Annotated in this window: 11 protein-coding genes and 1 pseudogene; 11 read left to right on the forward strand and 1 reads right to left on the reverse strand. The window is 73.8% G+C overall.

What is annotated here, in order from left to right; translation table 11 throughout:
* Positions 1–5 precede the first annotated feature (5 nt).
* Positions 6–1,052: a MerR family transcriptional regulator gene (locus OTB19_RS26815; RefSeq protein WP_267801062.1), complete on the forward strand. Its 1,047-nt coding sequence runs from the start codon at positions 6–8 to the stop codon at positions 1,050–1,052.
* Positions 1,053–1,198: 146 nt separating this feature from the next.
* Here OTB19_RS26815 and OTB19_RS26820 read toward each other — a convergent pair whose 3' ends face one another.
* Positions 1,199–1,882, reverse strand: a complete 684-nt coding sequence (locus OTB19_RS26820; RefSeq protein WP_267801063.1) for an RNA polymerase sigma factor — start codon at positions 1,880–1,882, stop codon at positions 1,199–1,201.
* 394 nt (positions 1,883–2,276) lie between these two features.
* Here OTB19_RS26820 and OTB19_RS26825 point away from each other — a divergent pair, with 394 nt between their 5' ends.
* The 10 genes and pseudogenes from OTB19_RS26825 (at position 2,277) to OTB19_RS26870 (ending at position 15,502) form a co-directional block, all read left to right on the forward strand.
* On the forward strand, positions 2,277–2,870 hold the full coding sequence (locus OTB19_RS26825; protein WP_267801064.1) for a histidine phosphatase family protein: 594 nt from the start codon (positions 2,277–2,279) through the stop codon (positions 2,868–2,870).
* A 134-nt stretch (positions 2,871–3,004) separates the two neighbouring features.
* Entirely contained in the window at positions 3,005–5,080 is a 2,076-nt protein-coding gene (locus OTB19_RS26830) for an AfsR/SARP family transcriptional regulator (protein WP_267801065.1), read from the forward strand.
* Between the two features lie 99 nt (positions 5,081–5,179).
* Positions 5,180–6,421, forward strand: a pseudogene (locus OTB19_RS26835) (IS701 family transposase); the annotation flags it as partial.
* A 205-nt stretch (positions 6,422–6,626) separates the two neighbouring features.
* Positions 6,627–7,250, forward strand: coding sequence for an NAD(P)H-dependent oxidoreductase (locus tag OTB19_RS26840; protein ID WP_267801067.1), 624 nt, complete (start codon positions 6,627–6,629; stop codon positions 7,248–7,250).
* Positions 7,251–7,757: 507 nt separating this feature from the next.
* Entirely contained in the window at positions 7,758–8,930 is a 1,173-nt protein-coding gene (locus tag OTB19_RS26845; RefSeq protein ID WP_267801068.1) for a 3-deoxy-7-phosphoheptulonate synthase, read from the forward strand.
* Positions 8,930–9,700 (forward strand): 2,3-dihydro-2,3-dihydroxybenzoate dehydrogenase, encoded by a 771-nt coding sequence (locus tag OTB19_RS26850; protein ID WP_267801069.1) that lies wholly within the window; start codon positions 8,930–8,932, stop codon positions 9,698–9,700. Before OTB19_RS26845 ends, OTB19_RS26850 begins: the two co-directional genes overlap by 1 nt.
* Positions 9,701–9,779: 79 nt before the next feature.
* Positions 9,780–10,403, forward strand: coding sequence for an isochorismatase family protein (locus OTB19_RS26855; RefSeq protein ID WP_267801070.1), 624 nt, complete (start codon positions 9,780–9,782; stop codon positions 10,401–10,403).
* On the forward strand, positions 10,400–12,286 hold the full coding sequence (locus OTB19_RS26860) for an anthranilate synthase family protein (RefSeq protein WP_267801071.1): 1,887 nt from the start codon (positions 10,400–10,402) through the stop codon (positions 12,284–12,286). Before OTB19_RS26855 ends, OTB19_RS26860 begins: the two co-directional genes overlap by 4 nt.
* A 41-nt stretch (positions 12,287–12,327) precedes the next feature.
* Positions 12,328–13,905 (forward strand): class I adenylate-forming enzyme family protein, encoded by a 1,578-nt coding sequence (locus tag OTB19_RS26865; protein ID WP_267801072.1) that lies wholly within the window; start codon positions 12,328–12,330, stop codon positions 13,903–13,905.
* 31 nt (positions 13,906–13,936) lie between these two features.
* Positions 13,937–15,502 (forward strand): FAD-dependent monooxygenase, encoded by a 1,566-nt coding sequence (locus tag OTB19_RS26870; RefSeq protein WP_267801073.1) that lies wholly within the window; start codon positions 13,937–13,939, stop codon positions 15,500–15,502.
* The last annotated feature ends 287 nt before the right edge of the window (positions 15,503–15,789 follow it).

Genomic DNA, 15,789 nt, shown 5'->3' on the forward strand with positions numbered 1-15,789 from the left:
AACGGGTGGACCCCGTGCCGCCCCACCTGCCCCACGAGAACCCCCCGGAACTGCCCGCGGCGGCGCTGAGCACCGGCGCCGTGGCCCGGCGCCTCGGGGTGTCACCCACCACCCTGCGGTCCTGGGAACGCCGGTACGCCATCGGCCCCGCGACCCGCGAGGACGGCAGGCACCGCCGCTGGACCGCGCAGGACATCGCCCGCCTGGAACTGATGTGCCGGCTGACCGCCCAGGGGGTACCGCCCTCCGAGGCCGCCCGGGCCGCCGTCGGCGCGAGCCCCGCCGGGGTCCCCGCCCCGGAGCCGGCGGCCGTCCCCGAATCGGCGGCGGCGCCCGGCGGCCCCAACGCGCTCCCGCTCGGCGAGGTGCGCCCCGAGTGCAGGGGGCTCGCCCGGGCCGCCGTACGACTCGACGCCCCGGCGGTGGAACACCTGCTGGAATCCGCCGTCACGGAACACGGCCTGGTCACCGCATGGGAGGAGATCATCGCGCCGACCCTGCACGCGGTGGGCCGCAAGTGGGCCTCGGCCGGGGAACGTTACGTGGAGGTCGAGCACCTGCTCTCCTGGCACGTCTCGTGCGCGCTGCGCCGGGTACGACCCGCGGCGGAGCAACTGCGTTCCTCACCCGTGCTGTTGGCCTGCGCGCCGGGGGAGCAGCACACCCTGCCGATGGAGGCGCTGGCCGCCGTGCTCGGTGAACGGGGCCTGCCGGTGAGGATGTTCGGCGCCGCCCTGCCCGCCGAGGCCCTCCACGAGGCGGTCCGGCGCACGGGCCCGCGCGCGGCCGTCCTGTGGTCCCAGTCCCGGAGCACCGCCGACCGGGCCCTGGTGCGTTCGGTCGCCGCCATCGAATGGGGGCTGCGCGGCGCGCGCGGACACTCGGCGCTGCTGCTCGCCGGACCCGGCTGGGGCACGGGAACTCCGGGCCCGCGCACCGAGCGGCTGTTCGGCCTGCGCTCGGGCCTCACCGTCATCGAAAACGCCGTGCGCTCCGCAGACCACGCCGAACCGGCCACGAGGACGGGCCCGACGACCGTGACACGGGCGTAGACCCCGCCCGGTCCTCCCGGTCCCGCCGCCGCGGAGCCGCGCCGCCGGCGCCGGTCGAAGCCCCGCCCGGGCACCGATCGGACTCCCGCTCCACCGCCGCTCCACCGCCGCCCCGTGCCGCGTATCCGCGCCGCCGGCGCGGCCCGTCACCTGGCCGCGGTCTCCGGCGTGCGGGGTGACAGGGCCGGCGCCACCGACGCGCGCAGGACGCCCAGGGCCCGCCGCATGTGGCTCTTGACCGTGCCCAGCGGCAGCCCCGTGCGATCCGCGATCTGGCTCTGGGTCAGGTCCCCGTAGAAGGCGAGCCGCATGACGCGCTGCTGCGCCGCCGGCAGCCGGGCCAGCTCCCCGAGGATCAACACCCGGTCCACGACCTGCTCCGGCTCCGGTCGGTCACAGGCCGCGGGCCACCGGGCGAACTCGTGGAAGGCGCGGGCGGCGGCCGCGACCGCCCGGGCCCGCCGGGTCCGGGCCTCCAGGGCGTCGGCCACCTTGTGGCGGGTGATCCCGGTCAGCCAGGCCCCGAGTCCGCCGGAGCCCGGGCGGTAGCCGCCGCGCCCGCGCCAGGCGGCCAGGAACACCTGCTGGGTCACGTCCTCGGCCTCGCGTTCGTCGCCGAGCGAGCGGCGCGCCAGGGAGTGCACCAGCGGCCGCCACCGGCGGTACGCGGCCTCCATGGAGCGCTCGTCGCCCGCCGCGAAACCGGCCGCGATGCGCGCCTCGTCCGGCGCCTCGTCCTCGTACGCCAGGGTGCCCGGCGCGCCCCATGCGGGGCGCGGGTGCGACCGCCGGTCGTGCCGGTACGTCTGGTCGTCCATCCGGTCGTCCATGCCCCGAGCCTCGCGAGCGGAGGAGTCCCCGACCAACTCGCACCGTTTGCGCATCGATTTCCGCGCGGCCGACCCAAGCCCCGATCGACGCCCGATGCAAGCCCCGCTCGGCGCCCGCTCGGCGCCCCCGATCGGACGCCGCCGCGTCGGACCCGCACGCGTCAGGTCGCCTCCTCGGCCCGGCCCTCGCCCGCCATGAACCGCCACACCAGCGCGTGCCCCAGCACCCATCCGTGCGGCATGGCTCTGCACGACGTTCCACCACAGACCGACCAGGGTGAAACAGGTGGCGGAGAACAAGGCGTAGAACGTGCTCACATTCATGACGCCCGACAGTGACACGCCTGCCCGGCGACTTCGGCGCCGACATGCCGGAGCGACTATCGTCCGGAGGATGAGTGACCTGATGCTGGTGAGGCACGGTGAGACGGCGTGGAGCGCCAACGGGAAGCACACCGGGCTGACGGACATCCCGCTGACCGCGCGCGGGGTCGAGGAGGCCATCTCCCTGGCCCCGTTCTTCCTGGACCGGCAGCCCGCCCTGGTGCTGACCAGCCCGCTGCGCCGAGCGGTGGCCACGGCCCAGCTCGCCGGGCTGAGCGACGGCGTCACCGACCCCGACCTGCACGAATGGGACTACGGCGGCTACGAGGGCGTGACCACGGCGGAGATCCGAAAGACCCGGCCGAACTGGTCGCTGTGGACCGACGGGGTGCCGCCCGGGGACGCCGGGCATCCCGGTGAGCAGGCCGAGCAGGTCGGGGCCCGCGCGGACCGCGCGCTGGCCCGGATCGCCGAGGTGCTGCGGGAGGACCGCGGTGACGTGGTGGTGGTCGCCCACGGCCACTTCCTGCGGGTGCTGACGGCCCGCTACCTCGGGCTGCCCCCCGCCGAGGGGCGGCTGTTCCTGCTGCGCACCGGGACGGTCAGCCTCCTGTCGACCGAGCACGAACTCCCGGTCATCGCGGGCTGGAACACCAGGCCCTGACCCTCCCCGACCTCCCCTCCCGCCCGCCGCGGACCGGCAGGACGACGAGTGACCGGCCATAAACCGCCGTGGGCCACTGTTCTCGCATCGCAGTCGCAGGCCGGCAGGGCACACCGTGCGGAGAGGAGCCGTCCATGGAGACCACCGCGGTGCTCCAGCGGGACCCCGCCGCACCCGGGGGCCCCGCCTTGCGGATCGGGGTCCTCGGACCGCTCGACGTGCGTCTCGACGGCGAATCCCGCACCCCCACCGCGCCCCAGGTCCGGCGGGTCCTGGCCGTGCTCCTGCTGCGCGCGGGACGGCCCGTGCCGCTCGCCGCCCTCATCGAGGAACTGTGGGAGATCGACCCGCCGCGACTCGCCCGCAAGACGGTCCAGACGTACGTGTACCAGTTGCGCCGCGCCCTGGCCCGGCGGCCGGTCCCCGCGCACGGCCCCGCTCCCGTACCGCACTCCTCCGACCGGCTGGAGACCCGTACGAACGGCTACCTGCTGCGGCTGCGCCCCGAGGAGGTGGACCTCTGGGACTTCGAACGCCGCATCGGGCTGGCCCGCGTCGACCTGGACGCCGGCAACGCCCGCGAGGCCGCCGGCGCGCTGCGGGCCGCCCTCGCCCTGTGGCGCGGGGACGCCTTCGCCGACGTGCCCGCCGGCCCCGAACTCGCCTCGCGGATCAGCCGGATCGAGGCCACCCGGGTCAGCGCGCTGGAAATGAGGGTCCAGGCGGACCTCCAACTCGGCCTCCACGGATCGCTGCTCGACGAACTGCGCCGGCTCACCGCCGAACACCCGCTGAACGAGAGGTTCGCCGCCGACCTCGTCCTCGCCGCACACCGCTCCGGCCAACGCGCCACCGCCCTGGACGCGTTCACCCGGCTGCGCCGCAACCTCGTCCGGGAACTGGGCATCGAACCCTCCGACTGGGTCCGCAAACTCCAGCAGGAGGTACTGAGCGCCGACCCGCGCCTCGGCGCGCCCACCCCCGCGCACCTGCTCGCGCCCGGCCGGCCCGCCCGGGGCCCCGCCACGGCGACGCCGGCGGCCCTTCCCAGGCTGACGCAACTCCCGCCCGACACCCCGGACTTCATCGGACGTCGCCGCGAACTCGACCGGCTGCTCGCCCTGGCCGCCCCCGAGGAGGAACCCGAACGGCGCGCCGCGCCCCGGATCGTCACCGTCCTCGGCGGCATCGGCACCGGCAAGAGCGTGCTGGCCGTCCGGGCCGCCCACCTGCTCAGCGGCCGCTTCCCCGACGGCCAGTTGTACGCCCGGCTGCACAGCGACCGGGAGACGCCGATCAGCCCCACGCTGATCCTGCGCTCCTTCCTGCGGGACCTGCACCTCGACTCCGTGCCCACCTCGGACGGGGACCCCGCCGGATGGGCCGAGGACGAGCTGGCCCGCAGGTTCCGCGACCACACCGCGGGCCGGGCGCTGCTCCTGCTGCTGGAGGACGCCGCGTCCGCCCGGCAGATCCTGCCGCTGCTCCCCGGCGGCAGCCGCAGCACCGTCATCACCACCTCCCGGGTCCGGCTGCCCGGGTTGCCGGGCGCCGCGCACCTGACGCTCGGGCCGATGAGCACCGAGGACGGCGCCGCACTGTTCGCCGCGGCCGCCGGCCCCGCGGCCCGGCCCCCGGGCGACCACCCGGCGGCCCGGGGGATCGTCCGGCTGATGGGCCACGTCCCCCTGGGGATCAGGGCGATGGGGGAGACCCTGGCGGCCCGCCCCATGTGGTCCACGGCCGATTTCGCCGAACGGCTGGCCAACGAACGCCAACGCCGGGTAGAACTGCGTTCGGGGACCTGGGACGTACTGGCCCGGGTCGAGCAGTCCTGCGCCCGGTTGCCCCAGCCGGCGGGTCGGGCGCTCACCGTACTCAGCCGTTCCGCCCCCGGGGCCTTCGTGGTCCGGGACGCCGCGCAACTCCTCGGGGTGGCCACGAGCACCGCCGAACAGCTCCTGGGCACCCTGCTCGACCACCACGCCGTCGAACTGTCCGGCCGGATCCCCACGGGAACCCGGGAGATGTCGGTGCCGTCGTTCCGGATACCGGAACTGATCCGACTCGCCCTCACCGGAGACCCGGACGCCGATCCGGAACCGCGGTCCCCGAGCACCCCGGGCCGGCCGGCGGCGTACGCCACGATCCGCGCGGGCACGGAGGCGGGGCTTCCCGATCCTTTGCCCCCGCTTGGTCGCCCCGCGTGAAGCTGCGTCTCCGTGGCGGCATGTGCTCAGCACAGCCGCCGCTCGGCAGACACATGCAGGCAGCTGGCCGGGCAACGCCCGGTCGGAGGGGAGACTTCCATGAGGAGCACGATCCTGCGGAGCGGCATCACGGTCCGGAAGCAGCCGACGGGCGATCAGCACGCCGAATGCATCGCACGCGAAGGAACGCGGCGCCCCGGGGACGAGGAATCGGTGGTCTTCGAGTTGTGCTCGGGACTCTTCGCGTCCATGCCGCGGAGCGACCAGCGGATGAAGGCCATCCACTACGTGCGGGGCCTGTTGGGCGCCGAGGGCCGCAAGTCGATCCGCAACATCGCGACGCTGCTCGGAGGGGACGCCGCCGAGCAGAGCCTCCACCACTTCATCTCCAGCTCGACCTGGGACTGGACCCCCGTCCGGAGGGCCCTGGCCCAGCACATCGAACGGGTGTCGCCACCGCAGGCGTACGTGGTCCATCCCATGATCATCCCGAAGGCCGGCGAGACCTCCGTGGGCGTCGAGCGGCGCTTCGTGCCGGAACTGGGTCAGGTCATCAACGCCCAACAGGCCGTGGGCGTCTGGGCCGCCGCCCACGACTGGAGCTCGCCCCTGCACTGGCGGCTCCACCTCACCCACCGCTGGCTGGAGGACGAGAACCGGCGCAGCCAGGCCGCCATCCCCGAGACCACCGTGCAGGAGAGCCTCGCCCAGTGCTCGGTCGAGGCCTATCTGGCGATGATCAGGGACTCCGGTCTCCCGGTCCGCCCCCTGGTGATGGACGCGCGCAACGCCGACGTCCTGAGCACCGTCCACCGACTGCGGGCCGCCGGCACGCCCTGGCTGCTGCGGGTGGACCCCTCCGTACGCCTCACCGTGCTGGAACCCACCTTCCCCCGCCGCGGCGCCAGCATGACGACCCAACAGATCATGTCCACGGCCTGGCACCTGCGTCAGCTGGAACCCCGCCGGGCACCCGGACCGGAGACACCGCTCAGCGGCGTCCGGCGGCCGGGCTCGCTCGTCGCCGTCAGCGCCACCCTGACCGCCGACACCCGACGCCCCGGAGGCCGCCCCGGCGTGGCCGAGGAACTGTTGCTCCTCGGGATCTCGGACGGCGGCCAACTCCCGGCCGAACTGTGGCTCACCGACCTGACGGGGGTGCGACCGGTGGAGTTGACCCAGTTGATCCGGCTCACCCACCGGGTCGACCGGGACCTCGCCGAGGTGGCCGACCAGGTCGGCATCCGGGACTTCTCCGGCCGCTCCTTCAACGGCTGGCACCGGCACGCCACCCTCGCCTCGGCCGCGCACGCCATCGCCCTGCTCAGCGGCCGGCCCAACACCCGGAGGGCCACGGCGGAAGTGACGGACCTGACCGATCCGGCGCGCCGCGAACGGCACGGTCGGGGCTACCTGACGGACCTGGGAGGGCGACCTGACCTAGCGAGCTGAGCAGTTGACGGATAGCCCGGACGACCATTGGCCGTGGCCGCCGGGTCCCACAGGATCGGGACATTCCAACCGATCGAACCGAGGGACCCCGGACATGACCAAGGTCGCCGTCATCTACTACTCCTCCCAGGGAAACGTCCACCAGCTCGCCGTGGCCGCCGCGGCCGCCGCCGAGAAGGCGGGCGCGGAGGTGCGGTTGCGCAGGACCGCCGAACTCACCACCGAGACGGTCGTGCCCGGCAACGACACCTGGAACGCGGCATGGGAGGAGCACCTCGCCGCCGTCGCGGACATCCCCGAGGCCACGCTCGACGACCTCGAATGGGCCGACGCGGTGCTGTGGGGGACCCCGGGCCGCTACGGTCTGCCCGCCGCCTCGCTCAAGCAGTTCATCGACCAGACCCTTCCCCTGCACTCCAAGCGCGGACTCCTGAACAAGGTGATGTCCTCGTTCACCTCCACCGCGACCCTGCACGGCGGCCAGGAGAGCACCCTCCTGGCACTCAACAACGCCTTCTACCACTGGGGCGCGATCATCGTGCCGCCCGGTGTGGCCGACCCGATCCAGCTGGCCCCGACCAACGGCAACCCGTACGGAGTGAGCAGCGTCTCGCGCAACGAGGCGGGCAACGTCACCGAGGACAACCTCGCCGCCATCGAGTACCAGGCCCGCCGCACCGTCGAGATCACCGCCGCGCTCCGCAAGGGCCTCGCCTAGGCCCTGTCGTCGGGGGCCCACCCGGCGCCCCTTCGACGACAGGACCCAGGCCCTGCCGTCGGGGGTCCGCCCGGCCGCGGCGCCCGGTCGCGCGCCTCGCAGCGCAGTCGGGGCACCCGAGTACGTCCCGTACCCGGGCGCCCCGCCGCCGCGTGCCCACCGGCCGTGTGCCGTGCCCGCCATCCGCATGGCCGGGGCCCCATGCCGCCCCATGCCGCCCCGTGCCGCCCCGCGCCGTGTCCCGCGGGGCACGATCGGGGCCGGGCCCGTCCGCCCGGCCCCGACCGACCGGCCTCCGACCGCGCCGCGTCCCGGGCGCTCGCCCCCGCTTTTCGGCCCGTACACCCCACACCCGCGGCCCCCGCCCCCGGCGCGGCCCCGCGCGTCCCGCCCGCCCCTTCGGGCACCCCGCACCACCCCCGCAATTCGCCCGCGCGCCCCGCTCCCGCGACCCGCACCGCGCGGCAGAGCGCACCGCGCCCTCGCTCGTCTACTCGGAGGCAACCCGTGGAAAACGCCGATACCGGCATCCGGCTGAAACCCGCGCTCCAACAGCCGGACTGGGACGACCCCGCGCAGTTGCGTCGGGTCAGGGAGGAACTCCTGGCCCGCCCCTCACTGGTGGCGGCCGACGACGTACGGACCCTGCGCGGGCTGCTGGCCCGGGTGGCGGCCGGCCAGGCCCACGTGGTCCAGGTCGGCGACTGCGCCGAGGACCCGGCCGAATGCACGCCCGACCACGTCGCCCGCAAGGCCGCCGTCCTGGACCTGCTCGCCGGTTCGCTGCGACTGATCACCGGCAAGCCGGTGCTGCGCGTCGGCAGGATCGCCGGCCAGTACGCCAAGCCCCGCTCGCGCCCCACCGAGGTCGTCGACGGGGTCGACATGCCCGTCTTCCGGGGCCACATGGTCAACGGACCCGAACCCGACGTCGACACCCGCCGCCCCGACCCGCTGCGGCTGCTCACCGGCTACATGGCCGCCGACGACGTGATGCGGGGCCTCGGCTGGCGCCCCGGCAGCCCCGGCGCCGGCATCGACCCCATGGTGTGGACCAGCCACGAGGCGCTGCTCCTCGACTACGAGGTGTCGATGCTCCGCGGTGACGAGGCGGGCGGACTGATGCTGGCCTCCACCCACTGGCCCTGGATCGGCGAGCGCACCCGGCAGGTCGACGGCGCCCACGTCGAGCTGTTGTCCCGGGTGAGCAACCCGGTGGCCTGCAAGGTCGGCCCGAACATGAGCCAGGCGGAGCTCCTCGCCCTGTGCGAACGGCTCGACCCGGACCGCGAGCCCGGCCGCCTCACCCTGATCGCCCGGATGGGCGCCGACGCCGTCCCCGACGCCCTGCCCCCGCTCGTGACCGCCGTCCGCGAGGCCGGACACCCGGTGATCTGGCTGACCGACCCCATGCACGGCAACACCGTCAGCACCCCCGACGGTTACAAGACCCGCTACGTCGAGACGGTCGAACGCGAGGCCGTGGCCTTCCACTTCGCCGTCACCGAGGCCGGCGGTGTCGCGGGCGGCTTCCACCTGGAGACCACCCCGGACGCCGTCACCGAATGCGTCTCCGACCCGTCCGCCATCGATCGGGTCGGCGAGTTCTACACCAGTCACTGCGACCCGCGGCTCAACCCCGGACAGGCCATATCCGTCGTATCCAGTTGGAGCTTCTGATGGAAGGCACCACAGCCCTCGTCACGGGAGCGGCCGGCGGGATAGGCCGCGCGGTCGCCCTCACCCTCGGGGAACGGGGCGTCCTCATCGCCGCCGTGGACCGCGATCCGGTGGCGTTGCGGCGGGCCGTCGAGGAGTGGGCCGACCAGGGCGTCAAGGCCGTCGCCTTCCCCACCGACGTCACCAGCAGCGCCGACGTCGAGCGGACCGTCGCGGCCGCGGAGAGTGAACTCGGCCCCATCGAGCACCTCGTCAACGCCGCCGGCATCCTGCGCCTGGGCCAGGCCCGCGCGTTCACCGACGAGGACTGGAACGCCACCTTCGCCGTCAACACCACCGGGGTCTTCCACGTCTCCCGGGCCGTGGTCAACCGGATGGCCGAGCGTGCCAGGGGCTCCCTCGTCACCGTCGCCTCCAACGCCGCCGGCACCCCCCGTGCCGACATGGCCGCCTACGCCGCCTCCAAGGCCGCGGCCACCATGTTCACCAAGTCCCTCGGCCTGGAAGTCGCCCGCCACGGCATCCGCTGCAACGTCGTCGCCCCCGGCTCCACCGACACGCCGATGCTGCGGTCCATGTGGCACGACGAATCCGGCCCGCGCGGCTCCATCGAGGGACACGGGGACACGTACCGCGTCGGCATCCCCCTCGGCCGGCTCGCACAGCCCCGACACATCGCCGACGCCGTGGCGTTCCTGCTCTCCGACGAGGCCGCGCACATCACCCTGCACACGCTCACGGTCGACGGCGGCGCCACTCTCGGCGTCTGACGCCGCGCCCACGACCCGCCGCCGTCCCGCACCACCCCCACCCGCACCCTCCACCACGTCAGAGCCACGAGAGGAAGCCATGGCCGGCATCCCGACCATCGAGGCCTACCCGATGCCGACATCGGGGGACCTGCCCCTCAACACCGCCGCCTGGTCCGTCGACCCGGCCCGCGCCGTCCTGCTGGTACACGACATGCAGCGCTACTTCCTGGCCCCGCTGCCGGAACCCCTGCGCAGCGAACTCGTACGCAACTGCGCCCAGTTGCGCGACAGATGCGCCGAACTCGGCGTCCCCGTCGCCTACACGGCCCAGCCCGGCGGCATGACCGAGCGCCAGCGCGGACTGCTGCGGGACTTCTGGGGGCCCGGTATGAAGCCCTCGCGCGCCGACCGGGAGATCGCCGACGAACTGAAGCCCGGCCCCGAGGACTGGGTGTTCACCAAGTGGCGCTACAGCGCCTTCCACCACACCGACCTGCTGGCCCGGATGCGGGAGGCCGGACGCGACCAACTCGTCGTCTGCGGGGTGTACGCCCACGTCGGCGTACTCGCCACGGCGGTCGAGTCGTTCAGCCACGACATCGAGACCTTCCTGGTCGCGGACGCCTTGGCCGACTTCACCGAGGAGGACCACCACCGGACCCTCGACTACGCCGCCCGGCGCTGCGCCGTCGTCACCACCGTGAAGGAGACCCTGGCATGACCGCCGCCCGGGAGCCGGCGGTGCGCGACCTGCTCGATCTGATCCTCGCCCCCGCACCCCCGCCGTTCGCCCTGCTGCACCGGCCCGGCGCCACCGGGCCGGGCCTGGTGGAGGTCCTCGTCGGCGACGTGTCCCACCCCGAGTCCCTGGAGTCCGTACCCCTGCCCGACCGGGGCGCGGCCGAGCCCGGCCGGCACGAGGCGCTGGTCCTCGTACCCTTCCGGCAGATCCGCGAACGCGGCTTCGAGGCCGCCGACGACGGCTCCCCGCTCATCACCCTCGCCGTCACCGGTCAGGAGCGGCTCGCGCTCGCGGAGGCCGCAGCCCGCATCGGCGACCGGCCCATCCGACTCACCGGCGGCGAGTTCGACATCGACGACGCCGGCTACGCGGACATCGTCCGTCGCGTCATCGCCGACGAGATCGGCACCGGCGAGGGGGCGAACTTCGTCATCAAGCGCTCCTTCACCGCGGAGATCACCGACTACACCCCGCGCAGCGCCCTGACCCTCTTCCGCCGGCTCCTGGAGCAGGAGTCGGGCGGCTACTGGACCTTCGTCGTCCACACCGGGGACCGCACCTTCGTGGGCGCCACCCCCGAACGCCACATCAGCGTGCACCGCGGCACCGCCGTGATGAACCCCATCAGCGGCACCTACCGCTACCCGGCCGGCGGCCCCACCCTGCCGCAGGTGATGGACTTCCTCGCGGACCGCAAGGAGACCGACGAGCTGTACATGGTCGTCGACGAGGAACTCAAGATGATGGCGCGGGTCTGCGAGGGGGGCGGCCGGGTCGTCGGCCCCTACCTCAAGGAGATGGCGCGCCTCGCGCACACCGAGTACCTCATCGAGGGGCGCACCACCCGCGACCCGCGCGAGATCCTGCGCGAGACGATGTTCGCCCCCACCGTCACCGGCAGCCCGCTGGAGAGCGCCTGCCGCGTCATCAGCAGGTACGAACCCCGGGGCCGCGGCTACTACAGCGGAGTCGTCGCCCTCATCGGCACGGACGAGACGGGCGAACGGGAACTCGACTCGTCGATCCTCATCCGCACCGCCGACATCGACGCGGCCGGCCGGGTCTCCATCGGCGTGGGAGCCACCCTGGTGCGCCACTCCGATCCCGAGTCCGAGGTCGCGGAGACCAAGGCCAAGGCCGCCGGCCTGCTCGCCGCACTGGAATCGGACGGCGCCACCCGGTTCTCCGCCCACCCGGACGTCCGCGCCGCCCTGGCCCGTCGCAACGACTCCATCGCCGGCTACTGGCTGGCCGAGGAAGGCGAACGCGCCCTGCCCCAGGCCTCGTTGATCGGACGCTCGGTCCTCGTCGTGGACGCGGAGGACACCTTCACCTCGATGATCGCCCACCAGCTCCGCTCGATGGGCCTGCGGGTGACCGTGAGCCGCTTCGACGAGCCGTACTCCCTCGACGACCACGACCTGGTCGTCATGGGACCCGGACCCGGCGACCCGCGCGACGCCGACCATCCGAAGATCGCCCGACTGTCGGCCGACATCCGCGCACTGCTCGCCAAGCGGCGGCCCTTCCTCGCCGTGTGCCTCAGCCACCAGGTCCTCTCCCGGGAACTGGGGCTCGACCTGGTCCGCCGCGACCACCCCAACCAGGGCGTACAGCGACAGATCCGACTCTTCGGCTCGACCGAACGCGTCGGCTTCTACAACACGTTCGCCGCCCGCGGCGCCGAGGACAAGGCCGAGGCCGAGGGCGTCGGCGTCTTCGAGATCAGCCGCGACCCGGAGACCGACGAGGTGCACGCCCTGCGCGGACCGCACTTCGCCTCCATGCAGTTCCACCCCGAATCCGTGCTCACCCGGGACGGCGTCCGCATCGTCGAGTCCCTGCTCACCGGCCTGATCTGACCGGCCCACCACCCACACCCCTCCCACGAAGGAGTTCCGCAATGCTTCCCGTCAACGGCAGTGACAAGGGCCTGTACATGGGTCTCGTGGCCGAGCGGGCCGCCCAGACCCACGGCGACCAGCTGATCATCCTCGACCACGACCTGGACCTCTTCCCCGCGGCGGGGCGACGCCTGACGTTCGCCGAACTGGCCGAGTACACAGACGACACCGCGGCCCGCCTGTACGCGGCCGGGGTGCGCCGCAGCGACCACGTCGCCCTCCACAAGTCCAACGGCTTCGACATCAACATCCTGTCCTCCGCCGTCGCCCGCCTCGGAGCCGTCCCCGTCCAGCTCTCCCCGTACCTGGACGCCGACAGCGTCCTCGCGCTGCTGCGCCGGCTCGGCTCGCCCCACCTGGTCACCGACACCGACAAGCTCGACGGACCCTTCGCCGGCACCCCCCTCGCGGAGATCGCCGGCCAGGTGATCATCGTGGCCGGGTCCCGTCCGGGCACGGTCTCCCTAGCGGACCTGGCCGGCTCCCCGCGGCAGGCCCCCGTCGTCCCCCACCTCGACCTGCCCGCGCTGATGACGCACACCTCCGGCACCACCGGCCTGCCCAAGCTGGTCGTGCACTCGGCCCGCACCCTGCACGGCCGCTACCGCCCGCAGGCCAAGCTCTTCGACATGATCCGCGAGCACGAGACGGTCGCCCTGCACGTCAGCTACGTCCACTCGCGGATGCCCCTGGCCCTGGCCGTGCTGCTGCCCCGCGGCAACCCGATGGTCATCATGAACGACGCCGAGCCCGAGCACGCGGCGCGACTGTGGGCCGAGACCCGCCCCGGCTTCATCGAGTCCCACCCCAACTCCTTCATGGAATGGGAGGTGTTGGCCGATCACCCGCTGCGCCCGCTGGCGAACGTCAAGTACTTCAGCACCACCTTCGACGCCATCCACCCCAGCACCATGCACAAGCTGCTGCACGCCACCGACCGCAGCTCGCCGCTCTTCTACCAGATCTACGGACAGAGCGAGACGGGTCCGCTCGTCGGCCGCGGCTTCACCCGCGCCACCGCCCTGGGCGCGGACGGCCGCTGCCAGGGCCACGCCTTCCCCTCCGACACCAAGTTCCGCCTCGTCAGCCGCAACGGCAAGGAGGTCACCCGCGACAACCCCGGCTACATCGACGTACAGGCCGCCGGCCGGGCCCTGGGCTACTTCGGCGAGCGCGAGCGCTACGACACCCAGGTGCACGGCGGCTGGTGGCGCGGCATGGACCTCGGATACCGCACCGACGAGGGCTGCCTCCACCTCCTGGACCGCGAGGTGGACGCCATCCCCGGCATCCACTCCACCCTGGAGATCGAGGACACCGTCCTCGGCCGGCTCGACGAACTGACCGAACTGGTCGTCGTCCCCGGACCGGACGGCGCGGGCGTCCCCGTGCTCTGCACCCGCGACGACCTGCCGCTGGACCCGGCCCGCTGGCGTGCCGCCGCCGCCGCGTGGCCGCAGCTCGCGGAGCCGGTGCAGATGAAGCTCTCCGAACTGCCGCGCACCGCCACGATGAAGGTCCAGCGCCTCGAACTCACCGCACGACTGCGGCGGTTGTCCGCCCCGCAGTCGTCCTGACCACCGTCCGGCGACAGGCAGGAGAACACCCGTGAACGCCACCAGCGATGCCGACGTGCTGATCGTCGGAGCCGGTCCCACCGGCCTGCTCGCCGCCTGCGAACTGCTGCGGCGCGGCGTGGGCGTACGGATCGTCGACCGGGCCCACGAAGCCGCCCGGGTACCCAAGGCGCTGTCGCTGTGGCCCCGGGTCCGCGACATCCTCACCGACCTCGGCGTCGGCGAGGCCGTCCAGGAGGCCTCCGTACCCGTACGCGCCTTCCGCTACTTCTCCGACCGCAAGCCGGTCGCCTCGCTCACCTTCACCGAGGAGCTGGCCGCCCGCCAGCTGCCCCAACCCGAGACGGAACGCATCCTCACCGAACGGCTGCACTCCCTCGGCGGGAAGATCGAGCGCGGCGTCCGGCTGCTGTGCCTCGACGACGTCGACTACTCCGGCCGGATCGAGCCGGGCGGCACGGTCACCGCCGTACTGGAACACGGCGACGGCCTCGTCGAGCGGTTCACCGCGCCCTTCGTCATCGGCGCCGACGGCGCGGGCAGCGACGTCCGCCGCCAACTCGGCATCGGCTTCGAGGGATCCACCTACGAGATGGCCTTCGCCCTCCTCGACACCCGGATCGAGGGGAACCTGCCGCCCGACGAGATCTCGTACTACCAGAGCACCTCGGGGACCCTGTGCGTCGTCCCGCAGCCCGACGGGGTCTTCCGCTTCCTGTCGGTGATGCCCGAGGGCACCACCCTGACCCGCGACGACATGCAGCGCCTCATCGACACCCGGGGCCCCCACGGCGTACGGATCACCGAACCGGTCTGGGAGACCGTCTTCCGGGTCCACGCCCGGCGGGCCACCGACTTCCAGCGCGGCCGGGTCTTCCTGGCCGGGGACTCGGCGCACGTGCACAGCCCCGCGGGCGGCCAGGGCATGAACAACGGCCTCCAGGACGCCCACAACCTCGCCTGGAAGCTCGCCGCCGTCCTCGCCGGCGAGGCCCCCGCCACGCTCCTGGAGAGCTACGGCCGGGAACGCGTCGAGGCGACCGGCCGCATCGTCCGCGACACCGACCTGCACACCCGGGCCCTGACCGCCCGCACCCGGCGCCGGGTCGCCGCCCGCGACACCGCGTTCCGCATCCTGGACCGCACCGGCGCCGCCGCCCGGCTCTACGCCCCCGTGATGGCGGGCCGCCGGCTCGCCTACACCCCCGACCGGGACACCCGGCAGCCGTCGACCGGTGCCTGCCGGGTACGCGACCGGCTGCCCGGCGGGATCCGGGCCGGCTCCGTCTTCCCCCGGGCCGCCGCCGTCGCGCTGGGCCTGGCCGGACCGGGACGGGCCCCGGCGGGCTGGACGCTGCTGCTGCGCCCGCCCGCCCGGGACACCGCCTGGACCGCCCGGGTCGAGCACACCGTCGGCCCCTGGCCGGCGCTCCGCGTCCTTCGGGCCACACCCGACCTGCCCGGCCGGGCAGGGCTGTGCACCCGACCCGGGTACTACCTGATCCGGCCCGACGGGCACGTGGCGGCCCACGGGCACACCGACGACCTGGACCGGCTGGAGGCCGAACTCCGCCACGCCCTGACCGCCGCGCCCTGACCCCCGTGTCCTGACCCCGACAGCCGGCCACCGACCCGCCGCTCGCCGGCGCCGCACCCGGCACCCCGCACCACCGAGCACCACCACGAGCGCCGCCGCCCGGCCCAGGCCGGACGGCGGCGCTCGTGCGCGTACGGGCGGCTCCGGGGCCCCGCCGGGCCGCTAAGTGGTCTGCGTCGTAAATCCTTCGGGGGTTGACGTCGGGCTTGGCGTGCGCTTGCCCGTGTCAGGTGTCGAGACCGGTGAGGTGGAGGTGGCAGGCGGTGTCGAGTGCGTCCTCGGGGGTG

It is taken from the genome of Streptomyces sp. H27-H5, from assembly GCF_026627505.1.
Classification (GTDB): domain Bacteria; phylum Actinomycetota; class Actinomycetes; order Streptomycetales; family Streptomycetaceae; genus Streptomyces.

Bases quoted from the DNA above. Each gene is read 5' to 3' on its own strand.
- OTB19_RS26840 (WP_267801067.1), top strand. From the start codon at position 6,627: ATGACCAAGGTCGCCGTCATCTACTACTCCTCCCAGGGAAACGTCCAC.
- OTB19_RS26825 (WP_267801064.1), top strand. From the start codon at position 2,277: ATGAGTGACCTGATGCTGGTGAGGCACGGTGAGACGGCGTGGAGCGCC.
- OTB19_RS26860 (WP_267801071.1), top strand. From the start codon at position 10,400: ATGACCGCCGCCCGGGAGCCGGCGGTGCGCGACCTGCTCGATCTGATC.
- OTB19_RS26850 (WP_267801069.1), top strand. From the start codon at position 8,930: ATGGAAGGCACCACAGCCCTCGTCACGGGAGCGGCCGGCGGGATAGGC.
- OTB19_RS26855 (WP_267801070.1), top strand. From the start codon at position 9,780: ATGGCCGGCATCCCGACCATCGAGGCCTACCCGATGCCGACATCGGGG.
- OTB19_RS26820 (WP_267801063.1), bottom strand. From the start codon at position 1,882: ATGGACGACCGGATGGACGACCAGACGTACCGGCACGACCGGCGGTCG.
- OTB19_RS26865 (WP_267801072.1), top strand. From the start codon at position 12,328: ATGCTTCCCGTCAACGGCAGTGACAAGGGCCTGTACATGGGTCTCGTG.
- OTB19_RS26830 (WP_267801065.1), top strand. From the start codon at position 3,005: ATGGAGACCACCGCGGTGCTCCAGCGGGACCCCGCCGCACCCGGGGGC.